The organism is Rothia endophytica (assembly GCF_928381505.1).
Lineage (GTDB): Bacteria > Actinomycetota > Actinomycetes > Actinomycetales > Micrococcaceae > Rothia > Rothia endophytica_A.
The window spans coordinates 82,775-105,748 of record NZ_CAKMSJ010000004.1 but is presented as its reverse complement, the minus strand read 5'-3'; the positions used below and the strand labels follow the sequence as shown (position 1 = coordinate 105,748).

General features: G+C 56.8%; 17 protein-coding genes. 5 read left to right on the top strand and 12 right to left on the bottom strand.

What is annotated here, in order from left to right; genetic code table 11:
* Window position 1 precedes the first annotated feature (1 nt).
* From speB to L6990_RS06115, 5 genes are all read right to left on the bottom strand, one after another.
* Window positions 2–1,027: an agmatinase gene (gene speB, locus L6990_RS06135; protein ID WP_237203382.1), complete on the bottom strand. Its 1,026-nt coding sequence runs from the start codon at window positions 1,025–1,027 to the stop codon at window positions 2–4.
* A 394-nt stretch (window positions 1,028–1,421) separates the two neighbouring features.
* Window positions 1,422–2,354 (bottom strand): aldose 1-epimerase family protein, encoded by a 933-nt coding sequence (locus L6990_RS06130; RefSeq protein WP_237203199.1) that lies wholly within the window; start codon window positions 2,352–2,354, stop codon window positions 1,422–1,424.
* Between the two features lie 7 nt (window positions 2,355–2,361).
* Window positions 2,362–3,696, bottom strand: coding sequence for a galactokinase (galK, locus tag L6990_RS06125; RefSeq protein WP_237203198.1), 1,335 nt, complete (start codon window positions 3,694–3,696; stop codon window positions 2,362–2,364).
* Window positions 3,697–3,708: 12 nt separating this feature from the next.
* Window positions 3,709–4,833 (bottom strand): galactose-1-phosphate uridylyltransferase, encoded by a 1,125-nt coding sequence (galT, locus tag L6990_RS06120; protein WP_237203197.1) that lies wholly within the window; start codon window positions 4,831–4,833, stop codon window positions 3,709–3,711.
* Window positions 4,830–5,600 (bottom strand): DeoR/GlpR family DNA-binding transcription regulator, encoded by a 771-nt coding sequence (locus L6990_RS06115; protein WP_237203196.1) that lies wholly within the window; start codon window positions 5,598–5,600, stop codon window positions 4,830–4,832. Before L6990_RS06115 ends, galT begins: the two co-directional genes overlap by 4 nt.
* A gap of 246 nt (window positions 5,601–5,846) precedes the next feature.
* Here L6990_RS06115 and L6990_RS06110 point away from each other — a divergent pair, with 246 nt between their 5' ends.
* The 3 genes from L6990_RS06110 to L6990_RS06100 all read left to right on the top strand — a co-directional run bounded on the left by L6990_RS06110 (window position 5,847) and on the right by L6990_RS06100 (window position 12,001).
* Window positions 5,847–8,912: a glycoside hydrolase family 2 TIM barrel-domain containing protein gene (locus tag L6990_RS06110; protein WP_237203195.1), complete on the top strand. Its 3,066-nt coding sequence runs from the start codon at window positions 5,847–5,849 to the stop codon at window positions 8,910–8,912.
* A gap of 27 nt (window positions 8,913–8,939) precedes the next feature.
* The gene (locus L6990_RS06105) at window positions 8,940–10,349 is read left to right on the top strand and encodes an MFS transporter (RefSeq protein ID WP_237203194.1); all 1,410 of its coding nucleotides are present in this window, start codon (window positions 8,940–8,942) and stop codon (window positions 10,347–10,349) included.
* A gap of 203 nt (window positions 10,350–10,552) precedes the next feature.
* The gene (locus tag L6990_RS06100) at window positions 10,553–12,001 is read left to right on the top strand and encodes a sodium:solute symporter (protein WP_237203193.1); all 1,449 of its coding nucleotides are present in this window, start codon (window positions 10,553–10,555) and stop codon (window positions 11,999–12,001) included.
* Between the two features lie 160 nt (window positions 12,002–12,161).
* Here L6990_RS06100 and L6990_RS06095 read toward each other — a convergent pair whose 3' ends face one another.
* Both L6990_RS06095 and L6990_RS06090 read right to left on the bottom strand, forming a co-directional pair.
* Complete coding sequence (locus L6990_RS06095; protein WP_237203192.1) at window positions 12,162–13,676, bottom strand: glycoside hydrolase family 32 protein; 1,515 nt, start codon at window positions 13,674–13,676, stop codon at window positions 12,162–12,164.
* Window positions 13,677–13,722: 46 nt separating this feature from the next.
* The gene (locus tag L6990_RS06090; protein ID WP_237203191.1) at window positions 13,723–15,000 is read right to left on the bottom strand and encodes an MFS transporter; all 1,278 of its coding nucleotides are present in this window, start codon (window positions 14,998–15,000) and stop codon (window positions 13,723–13,725) included.
* A 164-nt stretch (window positions 15,001–15,164) separates the two neighbouring features.
* On the opposite strand from L6990_RS06090, the gene L6990_RS06085 reads away from it, so the two are divergent.
* Entirely contained in the window at window positions 15,165–16,214 is a 1,050-nt protein-coding gene (locus L6990_RS06085) for a LacI family DNA-binding transcriptional regulator (protein ID WP_237203190.1), read from the top strand.
* Between the two features lie 112 nt (window positions 16,215–16,326).
* Window positions 16,327–17,967 (top strand): thiamine pyrophosphate-binding protein, encoded by a 1,641-nt coding sequence (locus L6990_RS06080; RefSeq protein WP_237203189.1) that lies wholly within the window; start codon window positions 16,327–16,329, stop codon window positions 17,965–17,967.
* Between the two features lie 140 nt (window positions 17,968–18,107).
* On the opposite strand, the gene L6990_RS06075 is transcribed toward L6990_RS06080, so the two are convergent.
* From L6990_RS06075 to L6990_RS06055, 5 genes are all read right to left on the bottom strand, one after another.
* Complete coding sequence (locus L6990_RS06075) at window positions 18,108–19,400, bottom strand: ABC transporter permease (RefSeq protein ID WP_237203188.1); 1,293 nt, start codon at window positions 19,398–19,400, stop codon at window positions 18,108–18,110.
* The gene (locus tag L6990_RS06070; RefSeq protein WP_237203187.1) at window positions 19,397–20,284 is read right to left on the bottom strand and encodes an ABC transporter ATP-binding protein; all 888 of its coding nucleotides are present in this window, start codon (window positions 20,282–20,284) and stop codon (window positions 19,397–19,399) included. Before L6990_RS06070 ends, L6990_RS06075 begins: the two co-directional genes overlap by 4 nt.
* A 3-nt stretch (window positions 20,285–20,287) precedes the next feature.
* On the bottom strand, window positions 20,288–21,787 hold the full coding sequence (locus L6990_RS06065; RefSeq protein ID WP_237203186.1) for an efflux RND transporter periplasmic adaptor subunit: 1,500 nt from the start codon (window positions 21,785–21,787) through the stop codon (window positions 20,288–20,290).
* Window positions 21,788–21,961: 174 nt separating this feature from the next.
* A complete protein-coding gene (locus L6990_RS06060) occupies window positions 21,962–22,471 on the bottom strand; it encodes a hypothetical protein (protein WP_237203185.1) in 510 nt (169 codons plus the stop codon).
* A gap of 42 nt (window positions 22,472–22,513) precedes the next feature.
* Window positions 22,514–22,918, bottom strand: coding sequence for a tautomerase family protein (locus L6990_RS06055; protein ID WP_237203184.1), 405 nt, complete (start codon window positions 22,916–22,918; stop codon window positions 22,514–22,516).
* Window positions 22,919–22,974: the final 56 nt, after the last annotated feature.

Genomic DNA, 22,974 nt, shown 5'->3' with positions numbered 1-22,974 from the left:
TCTAGCCCTCTGCCTTCTCACCGTAGGTAACCGTGGCTTCACCGTAAGCAGGCGAGGTGGGCTGAGCGTTTACACCAGCGGCATGCAGGGAGATGAGCTCATAGACGACGTGGGCGCCTGCAAGGCCGGTTAGCTCAGCGTGATCATAGGGCGGGGACACCTCAACCACCTCAGAGCCCACCAGGTTAAGCCCGCGCAGGCCACGCAGGATTTCCAGGAGCTCACGGCTGGTCATGCCACCGGGCTCAGGAGTGCCAGTGCCCGGTGCGTGGGCGGGGTCGAGCACGTCAATATCAATGGAAACATAGAGCGGTCGCTCGCCAATACGAGCGCGTAGCAGCTCAATCACCTTGGTGACGCCCAGGTAATAAACATCGGCTGATGAGACGATACCGAAGCCGAAGCGAGCATCATCATCTAAGTCTTCAGTGCCATAGAGGGAGGCGCGGGTACCGACGTGGCAGAGGGCATCGGTGTCGAGCAGCTCTTCTTCAAAGGCGCGGCGGAAGGGAGTGCCGTGGGTGTACTCGGCACCAAAGTAGGTATCCCAGGTATCCAGGTGAGCATCAAAGTGCAACAGGGCAATTTTGCCGTGCTTCTTGTGCAAGTTGCGCAGGTTAGCCAGCGCGATGGTGTGATCCCCGCCGATAGAGACTAGCGTGGTGCCGTCTTTGGTGAGTTCATGCACGCCCTTTTCAATCATTTCGAGGGCTTCTTCAATATTGAAGGGGTTGCCGATGATGTCGCCGGCGTCCGCGACCTGCGCCTCCTTGAAGGGGGAGATATTGGCGGCGGGGTTGAAGGGGCGCAGCAGGCGGGAGGACTCACGCACATGGTTGGCGCCGAAGCGGGCACCCGGGCGGTAGGACACGCCGGAGTCCCAGGGGATACCGGCGATGACGATGTCTGCCTTCTCTACTTCGTCCAGGCGGGGCAGGCGGGCGAAGGTGCCGTTGCCAGCCCAGCGCGGCACCTCGGCGGCGTTGACGGGGCCAACCCGCTCGACGCCGTCGGCACCGGTTGCGATGACGCGGTTGGGTTGTGATGAGAAGAAGGCTTCTGCCACAGGAATCTCCTTTGGTTTGCGGGTGCAGGTCTGTCTGTGCGGAACTATCCGGGTGGTGGGGGCAGGGCGAGCGCCGTGTGAGTGCCCACACTTATTCGCTACCACTATAGCGGCAGGACGCGGGGGCGCGGGGTGTTTTTTGGGCCCCTACCGGTGGGGTTCCGATACTTATTCAGTGGAGGGCAAAGCCATACCGGGCGGCACTCCCCCCGATGGCGAACACCCACACTCCCCCGGCACAACACAGTGCCCAGCGGGGAGACGCGGGTGCATAAGTTTGCGGCAGGACGGGCATAAAAAATATGAGGGCACTATGGCGCAAAGTCCCACACTTTTATGTGCAGCCGGTTTGCCCCTAGTCTTCTTGGATTCGCCACCAGCTGGTGTGGCTTTGGTGTGGTTCTAGTTCAATGAGGCCTGTGCCGCTGTTGAAGGCGTTTGCGGGGGCTGTCATGGGTTCAGCAGCAAGGGCTCGCCGCTGAGTTCCGTCTGTATAGAACTGCAACCATTCGATACCGTCTCCGATTGTTAGTCGGGTGGCTTCACCGTTGGGAGCGGTGAGGACGATGTGTGCTTCTCCAGCAGTTTTTTGGATTCCTCCGAAGGCGTGGTCGAGATTTATGCCCTTGAGGGGGAGTGTGTCTGCGAGATTGAGGTCTTCGGTGAGGGGGAGTTCCTGGGTGGGAATCATGGATTCGTTGACCTTGAGGTAGGTAGAGACAGGAGCAGTGAGGTTCCATGAGTCGACTGCGCCGGGGGTTTCCTGTTCTGTGCCTGCCATGAGGTAGGGGTGTGCGCCGAGGGCGTAGGGGGCTGTTGTTTCTTCAGTGTTGAGTGCGGTGAAGGTTGTGGTGAGCCCTTGGTCGGTGAGGGTGTAGGTTGCGGTGAGTTTGAGGGGGAAGGGGTAGCCGGGTTGGGGTACTAGGTGGAGATTGGCAGTGACTGATGATGAGTCGGGGGTGTTAATTGCTTGGTTGAGTTCCCAGCGGGTCCAGTCAGCGAGTCCGTGGATTGCATTTCTAAGGGTGGGTTCATTGATGGGCAGCTGGTACTCGGCGCCCTTCCAGGTGTATCGGCCTTCTGCTATGCGGTTGGGCCAGGGGGCGAGGAGGGCGCCTCGGGCGGCTTCTCGTATTTTGTGTGGTGGGGCGGGGAGTACGAGCTGTCGCCCTTTGGGGGAGGTGAGCGATGAGAGGTTGGCACCGACTTCGGTAATTGTTGCTTGGTAGCCGGAGTGTTTGAGGGTGACTGCGGCTCCCTGTGGCTGGTTCTGGGTGGAGGTGGACATGGGGGTCTTACTCCTTCTCCGCGGATCGGGAGGGGGTGGCTACCAAGAACTCTGGGGGGCTGAAGCCTTCACGGTCGAATGCTTCTGCAACTGCTTCAGCGAGGTTCTCCAGGTTTTCAGTAGGAACCAGTGCAATAGCAGAGCCACCGAAGCCACCTCCTGTCATGCGGGCTCCTAGTGCTCCTGCTTCGCGGGCGGCGTTAACTGCGGTGTCTAGTTCGGGGCATGAGACTCGGTACTGGTCACGGAGGGAGTCGTGGGAGGCGTTGAGGAGTTCACCGAGCTTTTCCCATACGTCATCGGCTAGTGAGTTTACGTTGTCGAAGAGGGCGATACATTCTTCAACGCGGGCAATTTCGGTCCAGACGTGGCGTAGGGCATCACGGATTACTGCCCGGTCTGTTCCGTCGGGCAGGTTGTAGGAGTCTACGTTGTTATCCCACTGTTCGATGAGTTCTTGGGCTTCTTTGAGGGTGGGTGTTCCTTGGAAAGCGTCTCGCAGGTGGTTCACGCCCAGGGCTTCGCGGGCAACCTCGGTTGCTGCCCGTCGGGCGGCGTATTGCCCGTCGGAGAGGTGGTGGTAGGCTCGGGTGTCTATCACGAGTACGGAGAGGTTGGCTGAGGCGACGTCGATGGTAAGAGGGCGGGTGGAGAAGTCGCGGCAGTCGATGGCGAGGACGGAGCCTTCTTCTGCACGGAGGGAAATTGACTGGTCCATGCCACCTGTTGAGGCCCCTGCGATGTCGTTTTCTGCTTGGATACAGGCTGAGGCCAGTGCGGCACGTCCCTGGTCGGTGCTGGCGAGGAGTTCTCTAGTGGGCTGTTGGGCGGTTAGCAGGTCGTCAACGCCGAGAGCTACAGCGCACTCTAGGGCAGCTGATGATGAGAGTCCTGCACCCAGGGGGACGGAAGAGTCGATGGCGATGTTGGCGCCGAACTCTTCCGGCGAGAAACCAGCAAAATCGCCCTGCTTTTGCTGTTGCATAGCCCAGGGAACACCTGCAACGTAGGAGAGCCAGCCGGAGAGGGGCTGGGTGCCCACCTCAGCAAACTGAATGGTTTCAGTATTGTCATCAGGGGCGGTTGAACCGGCATCACCCTGAGCGGTGACTGCCGTAATTTTTCCGTCTTGGCGGGGGGCCATCGCTACGAAGGTGCGTTGGGGGAGGGCAAAGGGAAGGACGGTGCCACCGCAGTAGTCGATGTGTTCGCCCAGAAGGTTGACGCGCCCAGGGGCTGAGTACACTCCGTAAGGGGCTTCTCCAAAGGAGATATAGAAGCGGTCTTCGACGTTCTTGCGGAGTGTCTGTGCAGGTACGGTGTTCTTCCAGATAGCAGGCATGGTGTGTTTCCTTTATGCGTCAGAAGCAAGTTCTTTGAATCGGGTGGCGATACGCTCGGGTGTGGTGTCAGATACCCACGCGGCCATAGCGGATTCTGAGCCAGCCAGGTATTTCATCTTTCCGGGGGCACGCAAGAGGGAGAAAACGTGGAGGTACATGCGTGAGACGTTTTTTCCGCCGATGATGGGGGCCTGGTGCCAGGCTGAGATGTAGGGGAGTTTGTCTACCCCTTCGAAGAATTTGTCGAGTCGATGCAACAGGTCTAGGTACAGCTCGGTGAGTTCGTCTTTTTCTGCTTCGGTAAGTTCTGTGAAGTCACGAACCGGGCGTTTGGGCATGACCATAAGTTCTACAGGCCACTTGGCGGCATACGGTACATACGCCACAAAGGAGTCGGTTTTCCTAATAATTCGTTCTTCTGCTGCAAGTTCCGCAGCGAGAACATCTCCCAGGAGGTCTCCACCGGTTTCTGATGCCCATGCGTCTGCTCGCCGTGCAACAGAAGCTGTATAGGACGGCATGTAGGGGTAGGCATAGATCTGACCGTGGGGGTGGGGCAGGGTTACACCAATTTCTTCTCCACGGTTTTCGAAGGGAAAGACCTGTACGACTCCGTCGAGGGCTGAGAGCTCCTTGGTGCGGTGGGTCCAAGCTTCTACAACGGTGCGTGCCCGTTCATAGCTGAGGGAGCCAAAAGAACCGTACTGGTCTGAGGTGAAGCTGATAACCTCGCAACGGCCGCCTGGTGTGGTCTCCTTGAAAAGGGGCTCGTCTCGGAGGGTCTCTAGCGGCCCTTGCAGTGAAGGGAAACGGTTTTCAAAGACAACAACGTCGTAGGATTCTTCCGGGATTTCACCGGGTACGGTTCCTACGCCAGCAGGTGCCAGGGGGTCCTCATCAGCAGGCGGCAGGAAGGTTCGGTTGTTGCGGTGAGCGGCGATAGCAATTGATTCGCCGGTCAGAGGGTCGGTACGCACGCAGGCAGCTTCGTGGGGAGGCAGAGTGCGAGGTTTCAGGGGGCGGGTATCGCGGATGGTTCGGGTTTTCCGGCCTGAGACGTAGGGTTCAGAGTCATCGAAGAAGATGATTTCTCGCCCGTCTGCGAGGGTTCCTTTAGTAACTTTTACGTTGTTCATGCGGTAATCACCTTAGCTAAGTTGTCGGATAGGAAGTTGTGTCGTTCCTGGGTGAGTTCGTCGGTGACGACGGTGTCGATGTCTGCCCAGGAGGCAAACCGGGATAGCCCAGCCACATTCCATTTACTGGAGTCGAAAACAGCCACGGTGTCGTGGGCGTTTGCGATAAAAGTTCTGTTAGTACTGGTCTCGTTCATGTTGGGGGTGTACATGCCTTTCAGAGTCACACCGTGAGCACCCAGAAACAGAACATCGATGTTGAGGTTTGCCAGGGTTGCGTCCGCAAGCGGTCCAACGAAGGCGTCAGAGGGTGTGCGCTCACCGCCGATAAGGAGCACTTTGGGCTTGTTCCTTGTGTCAGCTAACCCGTGGAAGAAGTCAGAGACGGGGAGGGAGTTAGTGACGATGGTGAGGTTCTCAAGCTCTGTGCGGGCAGCTATTTCTTGGGCAAGGCGTGCGCTGGTTGAGCCTCCGCCGATTGCAATTGACTGGCCGCTGCGGACTAGCTGGGCTGCGGCCTTTGCAATTTTTGCTTTCGACTCTGCGTTGAGCATGGTCTTCTCAGCAAAGATTGGCTCATAGGTAGATTCAGAGATGGTTGCACCTCCGTGAACCCTGCTCAGTAACCCCTGTTCTTCTAGTTCTGCCAGGTCACGGCGAATCGTCATCGCAGATACATTCAGCAGGCCAGCCAGATCTTGGACCTGAACAGTGCCTTTTTCCTGTACTTTTGCAACGATTGCGTTGTGGCGTTGTTGAGCCAGCACTTAAACCTCATTCCGGTTGTAACGACTTCTTCTAAACTGAACAATATCAAACAAAAACGAGCGTTGCCAGAGCCGAAACGTGCTCAAAAGGAGTTTTTTGAACAAAAAAGAACGATTTTTTGTTCAGATATCTACACAAAGCAACAATCTTGAACTAATATGAACACCGTAGGGCTTGAACCTCAGCCCTCTCGATAGCAACAGGACCCGAGGTTCAGCCAATTCCATCAGGAAGAACAAGAGAGCATGTACCCCACCAAGCACCACGAGAGCCTCAACGTTCTCCACGAGAACGTCCTCGCCCCCCGGGCCTACTACGTCCCCGCCTCCCATGACATGGGCCCGCTGGTGAACAACCGTGAGTCCTCCGACCGCTTCCTCAACCTCAATGGAACCTGGCAGTTCACCTACTTCAACGACGATTCCGAACTACCACAGGACTTCCACACTGCCACATACGCCCACACCGACGCGTCCCCCATCATCGTCCCGGGCGCCTGGCAAACCCAGGGCTTCGACACCCACCAGTACACCAACTTCAAATACCCCTTCCCCCTTGACCCACCCTTCGTACCCCACGAAAACCCCTGCGGTCTTTACACTCTAGACTTCCAGTACGCCCAGGATCAGCAGGCCCCGCTCGCCCACCTCACCTTTGAAGGCGTTGATTCATGCTTCTACCTCTGGGTCAACGGAAGCTACATCGGCTACAGCCAGGTATCCCACGCAAGCAGCGAATTCGACATCACCGAATACCTCACCAACGGCTCAAACCGCCTCACCGTACTCGTCTACAAGTGGTGCGATGGCTCCTACCTTGAAGACCAGGACAAATTCCGCATGAGCGGCATCTTCCGAGACGTCTACATTCTCAGCCGCCCCCGCCACACCCTCTACGACTACTTCATCACCACCGACCTCAACGAAAAAACCAGCGACGCGACCCTCAACATCGCGGCACGCTTCCTCAGCCAAGAAACACACACCACACTCACCCTCACCAACGCTGAAGGCGAAGAGGTAGCGAGCTCCACGCTCACACCCAATGCTGCCAACCCCAACTTCACTCACTCAGCAACCCTTCATATCCCTAACGCCCACACCTGGAACCCAGAAAACCCCTACCTCTACACCCTCCACCTAAAAACCCAGGACGAGGTCATCACCGAACGTGTGGGCGTCCGCACCATTCGCATTGAACACAATGTCATTCTGCTCAACGGCAAGCCCATCACCTTCCGCGGCGTAAACCGCCACGACTCCGACCCCGTCACCGGCCCAACCGTGGACTACAACCACATCAAACGCGACCTCGGACTCATCAAACAGCACAACTTCAACGCTATCCGTAGCAGCCACTACCCCAACTCCCCCTACTTCTACCAAATGTGCGATGAGTACGGGTTCCTCGTCATGAGCGAAGCCGACAACGAAAGCCACGGTACCCAGGTCCAGTACCTCGAAGATGGCTCCTTCGACAACCAGGTAAATCACTGGAACGAACGCATCTCAGACAGCCCAGAATGGACTGAAGCAACACTCGACCGTGTCCAGCTCTGCGTGCTCCGCGAAAAGAACCGCCCCAGCATTGTCTCCTGGTCAGCAGGTAACGAATGCGGCTACGGCGTTACCCTCGAAGAGTCCCTCGCCTGGGTCAAGTCCTACGACACCACCCGAATCACCCAGTACGAAAGCGCCTACTACGACGACAAAAAGCGCCGCTACGACTACTCCAACATCGACCTCTACAGCCGCATGTACCCGCCCTTCGAGGACATCGAACAGTACCTCAACAGCAACCCCAATAAGCCCTTCCTCCTCGTCGAGTACGCCCACGCTATGGGCAACGGCCCCGGCAACCTCGAAGACTACTTCCAGGTCATCGACCAGAACCAGGCAATGTGCGGCGGCTTCGTTTGGGAATGGTGCGACCACGCCATCTACGCTGGTACCACCGAAAATGGCACACCCAAATACCTCTACGGCGGCGACCACGGCGAAGAAGTACACGACGGAAACTTCTGCATGGACGGCCTTGTCTACCCCGACCGCACTCCCCACGTTGGTCTCCTCGAATACCGCAACGTCTACCGCCCCCTCAGAGTCGTCTCCTTCGACACCGTATCCGGCTCCCTCACCCTCAAGAACTACCTTGACTTCACCGACGCACAAGAAGCCATAGAACTGAAATACACCTTCAGCCAGGACGGCGTAGAAGTAGCATCAGGCACCTACCACTTTGAGCAGGCATTCCTCCCCCACCAAGAAACCACCATTAACCTTGAGGCACCTTCGCTCACCAGCGGACGTTGCTACCTCCACATCGAATACATTCTCAAGAAGGACCTCCCCCTACTTCCCACAGGCCTCTTCCTCGGCCGCGACGAAGTACCCGTCCACACCATCAACCCCACCCATGCCAAGGCACTAGATATTCTGGGCACCACCAACAACGCACAGAACCTCGCTGTAACCGAAACAGGTAAGCACTACACCGTCCAAGGCGATGGATTCACCTACACCTTCAACCGACGAACCGGTGTATTCGACCAGCTCTCCACCAAAGACCACAACCTCCTCACCCAGCCCATGAACATCAATATCTGGCGGGCACCCACAGATAATGACATGTACATCAAACTCAAATGGGCAGAAGCGCACTACCACCAGGCCTACTCAAGGGTCTACACCAGCGGTTACACGCACACCGAAAACGGTGTCACCATCTCCTGCACCCTGAGCATGGTAGCCCCCACAGTGCAACCCATCTTCACCGGCACCGTCCTCTGGAACATCACAAACGACGGAAAAATCACCGCTCGATTCAACATCGAACGCGCCCCAGAATTCCCCGACCTCCCCCGCTTCGGAGTTCGCCTCTTCCTCGACAAGTCTTTTGCCGATGTTGAGTACTTCGGCATGGGTCCCCATGAAAGCTACAGCGACAAACACGAAGCAAGCTACCACGGCACCTTCCAATCTTCCGTCGAAGATCTCCACGAGGACTACATCATGCCGCAGGAAAACGGTAGCCGATTCGACTGCGACTACGTCCACTTATCAAGCCCCCACCATCAGCTCTCTGTAGCCTCCGAACACCCCTTCTCGTTCAGTGCCTCCCACTACACGCAGGAAGAGCTGACGAACAAAAACCATAATTTCGAGCTGGTCGAAGCTGACTCAACAGTCCTCTGCCTCGACTACGCCCACAACGGAATCGGGTCCAACAGCTGTGGCCCCGAAGTCTTAGACGAGTACAAACTCAACGCACAAATCATCAACTTCGGTTTCACTCTCGCCCCCACCCTATAGCGCGAGAAACAGACAAAAGGTAACACAATGAAAGAAACAAAATACCTGAAATGGTACAACGTAGTAGGTTACGGTTCCGGCGATGTTGCCGGCAACGTGGTCTACGCCTTCCTCGCATCATTCGTGATGATTTACCTTACCGACACGGTAGGACTCAACCCAGGAATTATCGGCACCCTCATTCTTGCCTCCAAGATTTTTGACGGCGTTTCCGACCTCTTCTTTGGGGCAATGATCGACAAAACCAACACCCGCATGGGTAAAGCACGCCCCTGGATGCTCTGGGGCTACGTCGGCTGCGCCGCAATGATTATCGCCATCTTCGCGATTCCGCCATCACTCGGTGATTTCGCCCAGTACGCCTGGTTCTTCATCGCCTACACCCTCCTCAACGGCGTGTTCTACACCGCCAACAACATTGCCTACTCCGCACTCACCTCACTCATCACCAAGAACGGTAACGAGCGCGTACAGATGGGTTCAACCCGCTTCATGTTTGCGTTCGGCACCAGCCTCCTCATTCAAAGCATCACCGTTCAAGGCGTCGAAATGTTCGGCGGCGGCGCAGAAGGCTGGCGCACCATCGCCATCATCTACGCCCTCATCGGCCTCGCCGTCAATACCCTCTCCGTCTTCTCCGTCAAGGAGCTCCCCAAATCAGTCCTTGAAGAAGAAACCCAGGCTATCCACATCATTCACGAGAAGAACAACCCTGTTCCCGAGAAGTACAGCTTCAAAGAATCCCTCGGTCTGCTCGGAAGCAACAAGTTCTACCTCCTGATTCTTGGAGTCTTCCTGCTCAACCAAATTTTCAACACTACACTGAGCATGGGCATCTACTTCATGACCTATATCCTGGGTGATGCCAAGCTCCTCGGCCCCTTCGCCTGGGCTATCAACGTCCCCCTCATCATTGGCCTGCTCTTCACCCCCATCGTGGTGAAAAAATTCCAAGGCATGTACAAAATCAACGTCATCGGCTACATCATCGCGTTCGTTGCCCGCGTTCTTGTAATCGTGGCAGCCTACATGGGCAATATCCCCCTGATGCTGGTCTTCTCAGGTATTGCCTCCATCGGAATGAGCCCCCTCCAGGGCACCATCAACGCACTCATCGCTGAAGCCTCGGAATACACCTTCCTCTCCAAAAAGAAGAGGATAGATGGCACCATGTTCTCCGCAACCTCACTGGGCGTCAAGATCGGTGGCGGTGTAGGCACTGCGCTCGCTGGCTGGCTACTCGCTTTCAGCGGCTACGTCGCTAACGCACCGGAGCAATCAGAATCTGCACTACAGATGCTCTACATCATGTACCTATGGATCCCGGCAGCGATCAACCTCATCATTCTTCTCCTGCTTACCCAGCTTAAGGTGGAGAAAGCCAACAAGGAACTAAGGGAAAACGCACCTATCAACTACACGGTGCTCGACAAGTAAAAGTATTCTGCTGAACCCCAAAAGCGTTGCACGCCATTCCCCTGGCGTGCAACGCTTTTATGCGGTTATTAGGTATTCCTCGTATCGAGGTCAGCGGGGAATCTACAAACGCCTTCCTAGGCTCACCAACAATTTCTATATGTGACAACCATCGCGTATGCTACATCACGACCTTAAAGCCGTATCACCACGAAGGGCGACCCATGAACCTCGCCATTATCCTGCTTTACCTCGGTGCCCTCGTTTTCTTCGGGTACCTCGGCAAGCGCCGCGCCAACAGTACCGAAGACTTCCGTGTTGCCGGGCGACGCCTGGGCCCGCTCCTTTATACCGGCACCATGAGCGCGGTAGTGCTGGGCGGTGCTTCCACAGTGGGCGGCGTAGGTCTGGGGTACAAGTTCGGCCTTTCCGGTATGTGGCTGGTCGTTGCCATCGCGGCGGGCGTCCTACTGCTCTCCCTGGTTTTTGCGCCCATCATTTCACGGCTCAAAATCTACACCGTCTCCCAAATGCTCACCCTGCGCTACGGGGTTCGTGCCACCCAGGTGTCCTCAATCGTTATGCTCGCCTACACCATCATGATCGCGGTAACCTCTACCGCCGCCTACGCCACTATCTTCCGCGTCCTCTTTGACATGGACCGCACCTGGGCGATTCTGCTCGGATCCATCGTGGTCATTGGCTATTCCCTCCTCGGCGGCATGTGGTCCATCACCCTGACCGACATGATGCAGTTCGCCATTATGACCGTCGGCATTTTCCTCCTCATGCTGCCCTTCTCCCTCTCCAAGGCAGGCGGGTGGGAGGGTCTCACCGAGCGTCTTGATGCCGAATTCTTCCAGCTCGGCTCTATGGGACTGGACTCCATCATCACCATGTTCGTCATCTACACCCTGGGCATTCTGGTGGGTCAGGACATCTGGCAGCGAGTCTTCTCCGCCCGCTCCCCCGAAGTTGCCCGCTGGGGCGGTGCCGCTTCGGGCGTATACATCTCCCTCTACGGCGTTGCCGGTGCAGTTATTGGTATGGCGGCTGCGGTACTCGCCCCTTCTCTTGATAGTCAGGACGACGCCTTCGCCACCATCGCACAGAATTTTCTACCTGCAGGTGTGGGCGGGGTGGTACTGGCTGCCGGTGTGGCCGCCATGATGTCTACCGCCTCCGGCGCATCGATTGCCTCAGCCACCGTGGCTCGCGTGGACGTTATCCCCTTCTTGACGGGCAAGCCCGCCCTTGAAGAAGAAGGCGGAGATTCGGGCGCCACCCTGGCAACTGACCGGATCTACCTGCTGATTCTCGGTTTGGTTGCTACCGTCCTGGCAATTTTCCTGACCGATACCGTCACCTCTCTGACCATCGCCTACGACATTCTGGTCGGCGGTCTGATGGTTGCTATTCTGGGCGGCCTGCTCTGGCGCCGTGGCACTGGTGCGGGCGCAGCGGCATCCATGCTAGTCGGTTCAGTGGTGACTCTAGCGTCTATGCCCATTTTTGGAGTGCTCGCTAACGAGCCTATTTACTACGGCCTAGCGTCCTCGCTGGTGGTTTATGTTGCGGTCTCGCTACTCACCAAGCCCACCTCGTCTGAGGTCATGAACGCCTGGGACGTCCGCCTGCAGCAACGCCACCAGCACTCAGTAAGACCCAGCTAGCGAGCGCTTAGCTGAAAGTACCCGTTTTGTTTCGAAAATACCCACGGTGGAGGGTGCCGACGAGACAAAGCGGGTATTTTCGTCTAATCAAGCTCCGCCACGCACTGCTGTTTTCAGCTTGCGGTCCCATTCTCTCGACAAGGTAGCATCTGACCGCCGATTAGTTCTCCCAGATACTATCCAGGCCCCAGAGGGTGATAGATTCGATGACCGCGCAGCCCGACTCAGCAGTCAGCACTAGCTCCCGTTCCCCTTCACCAAAGAAAGCAAAGGAAGTTACCGACTCAGCGCCGTCGTTAACAAATACCTCAATCGAGCCGCGATCAACTAAAACACGCAGTTTGAGTAGATCACCGTCAGGAGCTGGGGCAGCCCGATATCCACCGTCACAAGCGGTGAGACGACGGTCAATGAAGACCCGGCCTGATAGGTCATCGTGGCCAATGAATGCGTGGCTTCCATCTGCGCCCAAACCTACTTTAAAGCCAATCCGTTCCGCCTCACTTTCAGCCAGGTTCAATACCACTTCAAATTCGTAGGCGCCCACCCCCGAGAGTAGGGTCTTGCTCTCGTTAGGTTCCAATCGAAGGGCTCCCAACACGCGCTCCTGTCCGCGCAGCTGCTCCAATTCAGCAATAGGAGCATTTCGCAGAGACAAATCAGGCCCCAGGGTAAATTCACGCGGCACAGTCAGCTGACCTGCCCAGCCGTCCTCAGCTTGAGAAGCCAGCGGCAAGGTAAAGGAGCCCATCCAGCCGTAGCCCACCCTGCGTCCATCCGCGGTTTCAAAGGTCTGAGGAGCATAAAAGTTATGCCCCCAGTCGATGAGTCGATAATCGGTGAGCTGTTCAAATTCTCCACCAGGTTCCCAGTTTCCTACCACGTAGCCAGCGTTATGGCCGTTGCGGGATTCATACCCACGCTTAGCCACACCCATGGGGCAGTAAATCAGCACCCAGTGATCGCCGAGCTTGAAGAAGTCAGGGCACTCCAGCATGAAAACATCGGGGTCGGGGTCCTCAAAAAGAATGCAATCAAAATTCCATGTCAGCATGTCAGTTGAGGTGTACATCCACACCTGACCGCGATGCTCTGCAGAGGTAGCCCCGAATACCATGTACCAGGTTTCCCCTTCGCGGAATACCTTGGGGTCACGGAAGTTCGGTAGCTCAACAGGGCCCTCGACCACCACGCCTTTCTTCTCAAAGGTCACTCCGTCTGCTGACGTAGCAAGACACTGCACCTGGTCACTGCCTTCATCTTCATTCACCCCGTTAGACCACCTATGCCCGGTGTAATAGGCATACAGTAGACCGTCGTCACCGGTTACAGCGGATCCAGAGAACACACCATCACGGTCGGCTTCAAGAGTCGGCGCCAGAGCAATGGGTTCACGGCGCCAGGTCACCATGTTCTCAGATGACACATGCCCCCAGTGCATGGGGCCCCACGCAGTGGAGTAGGGGTGGTGCTGGAAAAATACCTGATAGCGACCCCCAAAGTGAGAGAGGCCATTGGGATCGTTAATCCACCCCGCCTTGGCTGCGATATGGAAGGAGGGGTACCAGCGTTGCTGCACCTGCGCTTGGAGTGCAGCATTGCCGGTTTCTGCGCGGGTCAGTTCGGTAGCGAGTCTTTGGGGATCGGTCGCGAGAGAATCAGGCTGGTTTGTCATGACGGCTCTTTCTATGGGAGGGTCTGTGCTGAGCAGGGAGTACGTATTAGGCAGCTACGCGGGCGCGCTTAGGCTGGCGAACAAAGGGGTCACCATCTACCTGTTCGTCATCGTTCTTGAGGATGAAGAGACCGTAGATGAAGGCAACTGCCACAACACCCGCCACAATGAAGAAGGTGGGCTGGTAGCCAAGAGAATCACGCACACTACCGAGAACCGGGGAGAGAATGACGTTACCGATCTGCGATGCGATCTGGAAACCAACCATGTAAAGGGTTGCAGAGAGTGCGGGATTGAAATGGAGGGTGAAGTAGCGGAAGACCGGCAGGATGCAAAGGGCCACTTCCGGAGCGTGCAGCATCTTGACGAAGGAGATGACTACGGGGTCAGTGAAGAGGGCACAACCCAAGATACGTACGAGCATGACGCCAATACCCATCATGAGAGTGGTCTTGACGCCAAAACGGCGCATAATCAGGGGTACGATTCCCATCATAAGAGCTTCAACAAAGACCTGTACGGAGTTGAGCACGCCATATATACGCTGGCCCTGTTCCTGGGTTTCGAAAAGGTTGGTGTAGAACTCGGGGAACATCTGTTGATCAAAGACGGTGTAGAAGGTCCAGGAGAGGAAGACGAATCCGATGACGGCCCAGAGGGACTTCAGCTTGAGAAGACCAACCATCTCGCGGATACCTGGGGTTGCATCAGCGACGTTGACGGCAATGGTATTGGCGGGGACGGGTTCATTTTTCCAGAAAACCTGAATCAGCAAGCAGAGGAGGCCAAAAAAGGAACCTAGCCAGAAGTTAATGTGGGGATTGATGGTGAAGAGGAAGCCAGCAGCTAATGCTACTAGGGCGTAGCCAATAGAGCCCCACATACGCGCCTGTCCATATTCAAAGTTATAGACGCGGCTGTAACGTTCACTGATTGCTTCGAGCAGACCAGCAGCTGCAAGAAAGCCAAAAGAGAGAACCACGGAACCCAGCACCGCGCCAAGCAAGAAGTTGCTTTCGAGAAGGGGCTGGTAAACCCAAATCATAAAGGGGCCGGTCAGTGCCATAATGACGCTGGCAAGGACAGCCAAATTCTTCTTGAGACCAAGACGGTCCTGAGTTGTGCCATAGAAGAGCATGACGACCAGGGTGCCGATAGAGTTGATGGAGTAGAGGGTTCCCACTTGGGTACCAGAGAAACCCAGCCCCTGTTCTTCGTTGGTGAGCCAAATCTGGAAGAAAGACCACCAAATGCCCCAGGACGCGAAGAAGAGGAGGAAGGTAGCGGAGCTTTGGAGATATGAGGGGTTTTTTAGCGCTTGCATAGAGTGACCTATCTGTGCGGTTGAAGCTGCTGACCGAAGGAGCCAAGGTGCTAAAACGATTTATCACGATTACACTAACACACTGCTAAAACGATTTACCAGCATTCATCTCTAAATTTCTTTAAACTGATAGAGAATGAACTTAAACCCCAACGAAGGCAGATATGGCACGACGAATTACTCTCGCCGACGTAGCGGAGCGCTCCGGCGCATCCAAAGCAACGGTTTCTCTCGTCCTCAACAGCAAAGAAGCCCGCATCTCGCCCGAAACTGTAGAACGTGTCAAAAAGGCGGCTCAAGAACTGGGATACTCTCCAAACCAGGCAGCACAAACACTTCGCACCGGAAAAACCAATACGCTAGCTTTCATCTCAGATGAGGTACTCACCACCCGCTTCGCCTCTGCCATGACTCACGGAATTCTTGAGGTCGCTGAACGTCACGCTCAGATGGTTCTTATGGCTGAAACCGAACACCAACCGTCCCGTTGGGCAAAAGCCCTAGATTCTATGAAAAGCCGCCAGGTAGACGGCTACATTCTGGGTCTCATGAGAGCTCGTGACCTAGAGAAGGTTGATATCCCCACCAACCAACCAGCCGTCGTAGTAAATGGCCGCGCCACAGGCATTGCATCAATCCTTCCCAATGAAGTTGCAGCCGGCCAGGCAGCCGTGAACTATCTGGTGAAATACGGGCACAGAGAAATTGCTTTCATCGGCCGTCCCGAAGACCCCACCGCAAACCCAGGCACCATGAACATCCCGCGCCGTATAGCTGGAGTTGACCAGGCAATGGCAGCGGCGGGGCTTACTTTTGCTGATGAGTACGAGGGTATTCTTTGGGAAAGTGAAACTGGCTACGAGGGCGCCAAAGCCATTTTGGCTCGCACCTCAGGCATTACCGCCTTCATCGCCGCTAATGATCGCGTAGCTTTTGGAATCTACCGCGCCCTGCATGAACAGGGGCTTGCTGTACCCAGCGATGTCTCAGTTATATCTTTTGACGATGAAGAACTCGCCAGCTACATACACCCCGGACTGACAACGCTACGGCTACCCTATGCAGAAATGGGGCAGGCTGCTACCCAGATACTCCTACAGGAAGACCCGGTGCAGCTTATTGATGGGGTTGAAGCCAGTGGCAACGAGGTCCTCATACCCATGCCTCTGATCGAACGTAGCTCCGTAGCTGCGCCCCCAAGCTCCCGCTCATAAGCAACCCATAAACATACTGTGGTCTGCATAACATTTCAGGGGTGGAAATATGCAATATTTATGCGCCCAGCACGTATGCTAAAGCGGACAACTGCTGATGAAAGGCACCCTCTTGGCACACTCTCCCCAGCGCGCAGGCACCACCGAGCCTCGCCGCAACGCCGGTTACGCGATTCTGGCAACCCTGCGTAATTACGGCATCGACACAGTCTTTGGCATTCCCGGCACCCACAACCTTGAGTTCTACCGCCATCTAGAGGAGCTGGGCATCAAGCCAGTCACAACCCGGCATGAACAGGGCGCCTCCTACGGCGCAGACGGTTGGTCGCAGACCCGCGGACTACCCGGCGTCGTCATCACCACTTCAGGCCCTGGCCTACTCAACTCCCTCTCGGGGGCAGCCACCGCCTACGCCGAATCCCGCCCCATGATTATCCTGTCCCCCGGCCGCCCAGTCGGGCACGAGTTCCGCGATATCGGCGCTCTGCACGAGACCAAAAACCCCACCGGCGCAGTCAACTCCATTGTTGAGTTCTCCCGCCGCGTGAACTCAGCTGAAGAGGCAGTGGATATCATTCACAACGCCTTCCGAGCCTTCGCACACTCGCGCCCCCGCCCCATCCACATCGAGGTGCCCCTCAACGTCCTAGAAGCAGAAATTGAGGTGGATGAGGCGCTGCTCGCCGCCCGCCCCCTGGGCAAGCCTCAGCCAGCACCAGCCGAGGACGTTGAAGAAGCCGCCCGCATACTGGCAGCATCTAAAAACCCGGTCATTATCGCCGGCGGTGGCTCCATCGCGGCGGCCAATGACCTGCTACTTCTAGCTGAGACCCTTGAAGCTCCGGTGCTGACCTCGGTCAACGGCAAGGGCGCCATTCCTGAGAAGCACCGCCTATCCCTGGGCGCAGACCTGCGCCTGACCGCCGCCCATACCTTCTGCCAGCAGGCAGATGCCATGCTGATTATCGGTTCAAAAATCGGTGAAGCTGAGCTCTGGGAGGGGGATATTCACCCTGCCGGACCGGTCATCCGTGTTGATATTGAACGGGCCCAGATGCTCACCAACATCACCCCTGATATTGAGCTACCGGGTAACTCAAAAGCTGTGGTACCCCAACTGCTCAAGGCGCTAGCGGCGCAGGGGGTCACCCAGGATTCCCGCCCGCACCGCGACTTGCAAGAAGTCTTTGATGCCCTCGACAATGAAGGACGCGCAATCGCCCCCGAACTCGCGCAGCTCAACGAGTTGATCATGGAAGTTCTGCCTGAGGACACCATCATTGCCGGTGACTCATCCCAAGTCACCTACATGGGCACGACCACCTTCTACCGGGCACCCAAACCCAACTCCCTGCTCTACATGGCAACCTACGCCACTCTGGGTTATGGTCTGCCCGCTGCGGTCGGCGCCAAGGTTGCCGCGCCCGAACGTCCGGTGGTCTGCTTACTGGGCGATGGCGCACTGATGTTTGCGGTGCAAGAAATCATGACGGCGGTGGAACAGAAACTTGGCCTACCCATTATCTGCGTGGATAACGGTGGTTACGGAGAGATCCGCCAGAACGAACGCGACCGCGGCATCGCAGACGTCGCTGTCAACCTAGTGCAACCAGACTGGGTAAAGCTGGCAGAGGGCTTCGGTGCCACCGGTTTTAGCGCCACCATGGACACCCTGGCGGATACCGTCACACGCGCCCTTGCCACCAAAGGCCCCAGCCTGATTCATCTGAAGATTGGGCAGACTCTGCGCTAGGAGCTAAGTGGGGAAGGTGAATGCGCATGTCACTTGCCCCAGCGCCTTCCCTGAATTCTAGGAGAACAAAACACCCCGTCTGATATCCAGCTCAAACAGCTGACAGACGGGGTGTTTTATGGGTGCGAGTGTTTTAGTGATTATTCGTAACGCAGAGCGTCGATGGGGTCCAACTTTGCCGCCTTATTAGCGGGGTAGTAGCCAAAGAAGAGCCCGATACCCAGCGAGAAACCTAGCGCCAGCAAGACTACACTGACCGGGGGGAAGGTCATTTCGCTGATGAAGGTGGAGCCGAACATGCCCAGGGCGCCGCCCAAAAGCACACCGATCACACCGCCAACTAGGCAGACAATCATCGCTTCAACCACGAACTGCAAACGAATGGCGCCGCGGGTGGCGCCTAGCGCCTTGCGTATACCGATCTCACGAGTACGTTCGGTGACGGTCACCAGCATGATGTTCATGACGCCAATGCCACCCACCAGCAAGGAAATACCAGCGATAGCCGAAATGGCCGCGCTGATACCGTCCAGAACCTGGTTAAAAGCGTCCGTGGATGCCTGGAAGTCCTGGATTTCTGCATGGAAGTTTTCATTGGATCGGTACATACCCGTCAGCACAGCCTGCAGCTGGGACTTAACCTGCACGAGGTCCTGACCTTCAGCCGGACGCACCGTGAGGCTAGCCCACGATTCCTCCTTATAACCCAGCGCACCGCTATTAGTGTAGGGCGTGTAGGTAATATCGTCGGTGGACGAGAGTAAGAGACCGCCAGAGGTGTTGGGGGCAAAGACACCCACTACCACGGCGCTGGAGCTAGAACCCTGAGCATCCAGCTCGACCTCCCCACCGATAGCGTCCTCTGGGCTATCGAAGAGGGAGAACATCTGGGATTCGGAAATCAAGATCACCGGGCGGCGGTGATCAATATCGGTCTGGGTCATGGTGCGACCGTAGGTGATATTGACTTTCTCAAGCTCTAAGAAGTCCAAGTTCACCGGGGAAACACTCGCTGACTGGCTCCGTTCCCCGTTATAGAGGGTCACGCCCATACCACCGTAGGCACTACCCACCGGCACACCGGAGATTTTATCCCCCATAGCGTCCTTGATGCGCTGAATATCATCGACATCAAGTTTTGAGGCTTCATCAGGGGCAGCTCCACCCCCACCGTACATGGCGGCATAGGGATCATTACTGGTTGATGTGTCCTCTTCTCCCTCCTTGGGTCGCTCGGTCACCTGCACCATGAGGTCATTGGCGCCAGAACTGACGATGGACTGGGTGGTCTGCATCTTGAGCGCATGACCCAGAGTAAGAATGGCAATTACCGAGGAGATACCCACGATGATGCCGAGCAAGGTGAGGAAAGAGCGCATCTTGTTGGTGCGTAAGCTACTGAAGGCTAGCGAGATTGATTCGCGAATGTTCATGCCTGTCCCCCTCCTTGCGGGGTAGCTGCAGGGGGCGCAAGGACGCTGGTGGGCGAGGTCGCCACAGGCCCTGCGGCAGGTGCCCCCAGGTAGGGGGTGGCGGCGTCCTCACCGCTCACGATTCTGCCGTCTACCATGGTCACCACGCGGGTGGTTTCGGCGGCTAGCTCGGAGTTGTGGGTGATGAAGACAATGGTCTTGTTCTGCTCGCCGTTGAGCTGGTGGAAGAGGTCCATGACCATGCGCCCGGTCTGGCTGTCCAGCGCACCGGTCGGTTCATCGGCTAGCAAAAGCGGCGGGTCGTTGGCGAGCGCGCGGGCGATAGCCACGCGCTGCTTCTGTCCACCCGAGAGCTGAACGGGATTGTGCATCATTCGGTCAGCCATGCCCATCTGCTCTAGCAGGTGCTCAGCACGTTCGCGGCGTTCTTTGACGTTGATGCCGGCGTACATCATGGGCATCTCTACGTTTTTAAGGGCGGATATTCTGCCGATGAGGTTGAAGCTCTGAAAGATGAAGCCGATGTTTTGGCTGCGGTAGAAGGCAAGATCGTCATCGTCGAGCTGCATGATGTCTTCGCCGTCAAAGGTGTAGTTACCCTGGTTGGCACGATCCAGCAGACCAATGATGTTCATGAGCGTGGATTTACCAGACCCTGAAGCGCCCACTACTGAGACAAACTCACCACGGTTCACGTGAAAGTTCACGCCGGGCAGGATAGTAATTTGGCTTTCGGTGCCCACATTGAAGCTTTTGACAATGCCCTGCATGTCTAGCAGCCTCTCCGAAGGCGCCCCAGGCAGAACCAGGGTAGGGTCAGTTCCCGGCTCTATAGGTTGCCAGGCACCAGGCTGCCCTGGCGGGTTGTATTCGTAGCCGGTCACGGGCTACCAGCTCCTTCCCGAGCCGAGGGTGACGTTCTGGCCTAGCTGGGAGCTGTACTTCTCACCGGGGGTGAGCACCATGTCGCCCTCAGCAACGTCACCGCCGGTCACGGCGATATCAACGTCGTTGGCTAGGCCGGTTTCAATGGAGCGCTCCTCGAGGGTGTAGGTGCCGGAGTCGGTGGGTACTGCCACGACCACTGCTTTGGCGCCGGCGTCATTGGTGTAGACAGCGTCCAGGGGGAGGGAGAGGGTGGAGGCTTCTTCAGCGGTGATGATCTGTGCTTTGACGCTGGAGCCCAGCTGCAGACCTTCGCGATCACCGGTTACTTCGATTTCAACGGTGAAGGTGGGGTCACTTGAACCTGCTGAGCCACCTGCGGGGGCGCCCGCTGCTTCTGAGTTGGACTGCTGCACGGAGTCAGCGATGGAGGCCACCGAGGTAACGGTGCCGGTGTATTCCTTGGAGCGGGTGCTGCCGGAGGTAAAGGTGACCTTGTTGCCTTCCTTGATGGAAGCGATATCTGCTTCACGCACCTTGGTGGTGATGGTGAGCTTGGAGTCATCACCGATAGTGACGACCGGGCCGGTTGCAGGAGCGCCGGGCTTAGCCACGTTCATCACCACACCGTTGATGGGTGAGGTAATGGTTGCTGAGTTGATATCGCCCTGCAGCTTCTCGAGGGACTGGTCGCGAGTGGTCTGCGCAGTAGTCAGGGCGCTGCGAGCGGTTTCAAGCTCGGTGGCCAAAGTGGCGAGCTGAGTGTCAGCTGCACTGCGCGCAGTGGTGACACCGGTATCAGCGTCAGCCTTAGCTCCTGCTGCGATGCGCTGGGCGCTCTCTGCTGCACGAACCTCAGCTGCCAGAGCAGGATCATTGCCCGATGCGGCGAGCGCCTCGCGCTTAGCTGCAAGGTCGCCATTAGCAGCGGTGAGCTGCTCATTAGCAGTTCGCTGGGCTCCCTGAGCCGCGAGAACCTCAGGGTTAGTGCCGTTATTGATGCCGGCGCTGTAGTTATCGTAGGCGCGCTGCGCTGCAGTAAGGGTGCTCTGAGCAGCAGTGAACTGACCGTCCAGGGCAGTGCGCTGGCTATCCAGCTCACCCTGCAGGGCTGAGGCGTCAATGGTTGCTACGGCCTGCCCCAGTTCCACGCGATCACCGGGTTCAACGGTGACAGAACTGATGGGGGAGGTAAGGTGCGTGGTGACCGATTCTACGGTGCCGGGGCTGACATGCCCCTCAACCCTCACACGGTTGCTTACATCTGAGTTGCTCAAAAGCAGGTAGTCGGTGGCAGGGACTTCTGATGCATTTTCATCTTTACCGCTGAGTAATGACATCAGAAGAGCGCCGATGAGCAGGAGTGCCAGCAGGCCAGAGCCCACCCAAATCAAGGTCTTGGTGAGGGTAGACATCTTCTTACGGCGCACGGGTCGGGAGCGCCGGGACGCCGGGGGCTGGTGTGCCGGAGCGGCTGGTTCGAGGCTGGGGTCGTTCTGCATCGGGGTCGCTTTCGATGATTGGGAGGTGAGAGAGGCTAGTAGCCCTGTCTTATGCCCCAGTATAAGGAGCCTCTCCCCGCTATTTCAGCTTCTCACCGCTAGATTCCCAGAAATCATACCTAGGGATGACTCACGCTCTCCCCGCCCTCAGCCCCTAGGCTGAGCCGACCCTGCTTACTTAAAGAAGGAGCTACCCCGGGCGTCCTGCTCTGGCGATACCTCGGACCGCTCATGTGCCTGCACGATCATCTGCGCCTGCTGTTCGGGACTGTAGGTTTCATCGACCACGCGCACCACCTCAGCGATGTCGTACGTTTCATTCTCGGTGAGGTAGTTAGCGGAGTCGGTCAGCACGTCCCGCACCCGTTGCTCCAACTCTTCTAAGGTAGCAATGCCCGCTTCTTGCAGCACCACAGTCTCCTCTGCGACGTCTTCCTCGGTGGCCTGCGGGTCATCCTCAGACTCATAGAGGGTGAAACTATAGGCGCGCTCATCACCAATATGGGCGATGTTCATAATAATGGTGAAGATTCTGCCGGTCAGCTCAACATAGGTCTTATCAAGCTCAGCGGTCTCAACCATCACCCCAGCTATCGATTCCGGGGCGTCATACTCAAAAGCGAACTCAAAGTCAGTGGCAAGGGCATGAGCAAGCGGGGCGATACCGCGATCAAATGTAGGCATGCTCCAAGACTACCGGCAGGAGGCCTATCTGGTGATACGCCATTAGGCTTTTGGTACCGCCAGCTCCCCCATCGCATACTGGGCCTTGCCAAAGCCGAAGCTCCAGTCATTAAAGGTGTTCTCAACATAGCCAATAAAGATATCCTCACCCGCTACCCCCACCTCGGCAAGTTCACTGGCAATTCGAGCGTACAGTTCCTGTTTAACCTCCGGGGTGTGGCCTTCCTGAGTAAAGATCTGAATCATCACTACCCCGTCACTGCGTTCAAAGCCGAGCCCTGCATCCTCTGCAATAATGCTTCCGGGCTCATGACGGTTAATAATCTGAAAGCGATCGCGAGGTGGGATAGCGTAAACAGCAACGATTGCACTATGAATGGCATCGGCAATGTTGCGGGCGCTTTCGGGAGTGTAAGTGTTATTGAGATCAATGCGGACGAGGGGCATAGCGACTTCCTTCTATGGGGTAATCTGACACAATCAACACTAAACTTTGTCCTAAC

Bases quoted from the DNA above. Each gene is read 5' to 3' on its own strand.
- L6990_RS06060 (WP_237203185.1), bottom strand. From the start codon at position 22,471: ATGCCTACATTTGATCGCGGTATCGCCCCGCTTGCTCATGCCCTTGCC.
- L6990_RS06055 (WP_237203184.1), bottom strand. From the start codon at position 22,918: ATGCCCCTCGTCCGCATTGATCTCAATAACACTTACACTCCCGAAAGC.
- L6990_RS06085 (WP_237203190.1), top strand. From the start codon at position 15,165: ATGGCACGACGAATTACTCTCGCCGACGTAGCGGAGCGCTCCGGCGCA.
- L6990_RS06075 (WP_237203188.1), bottom strand. From the start codon at position 19,400: ATGAACATTCGCGAATCAATCTCGCTAGCCTTCAGTAGCTTACGCACC.
- L6990_RS06110 (WP_237203195.1), top strand. From the start codon at position 5,847: ATGTACCCCACCAAGCACCACGAGAGCCTCAACGTTCTCCACGAGAAC.
- galT (WP_237203197.1), bottom strand. From the start codon at position 4,833: ATGAACAACGTAAAAGTTACTAAAGGAACCCTCGCAGACGGGCGAGAA.
- L6990_RS06065 (WP_237203186.1), bottom strand. From the start codon at position 21,787: ATGCAGAACGACCCCAGCCTCGAACCAGCCGCTCCGGCACACCAGCCC.
- L6990_RS06100 (WP_237203193.1), top strand. From the start codon at position 10,553: ATGAACCTCGCCATTATCCTGCTTTACCTCGGTGCCCTCGTTTTCTTC.
- L6990_RS06095 (WP_237203192.1), bottom strand. From the start codon at position 13,676: ATGACAAACCAGCCTGATTCTCTCGCGACCGATCCCCAAAGACTCGCT.
- galK (WP_237203198.1), bottom strand. From the start codon at position 3,696: ATGCCTGCTATCTGGAAGAACACCGTACCTGCACAGACACTCCGCAAG.
- L6990_RS06105 (WP_237203194.1), top strand. From the start codon at position 8,940: ATGAAAGAAACAAAATACCTGAAATGGTACAACGTAGTAGGTTACGGT.
- L6990_RS06090 (WP_237203191.1), bottom strand. From the start codon at position 15,000: ATGCAAGCGCTAAAAAACCCCTCATATCTCCAAAGCTCCGCTACCTTC.
- L6990_RS06130 (WP_237203199.1), bottom strand. From the start codon at position 2,354: ATGTCCACCTCCACCCAGAACCAGCCACAGGGAGCCGCAGTCACCCTC.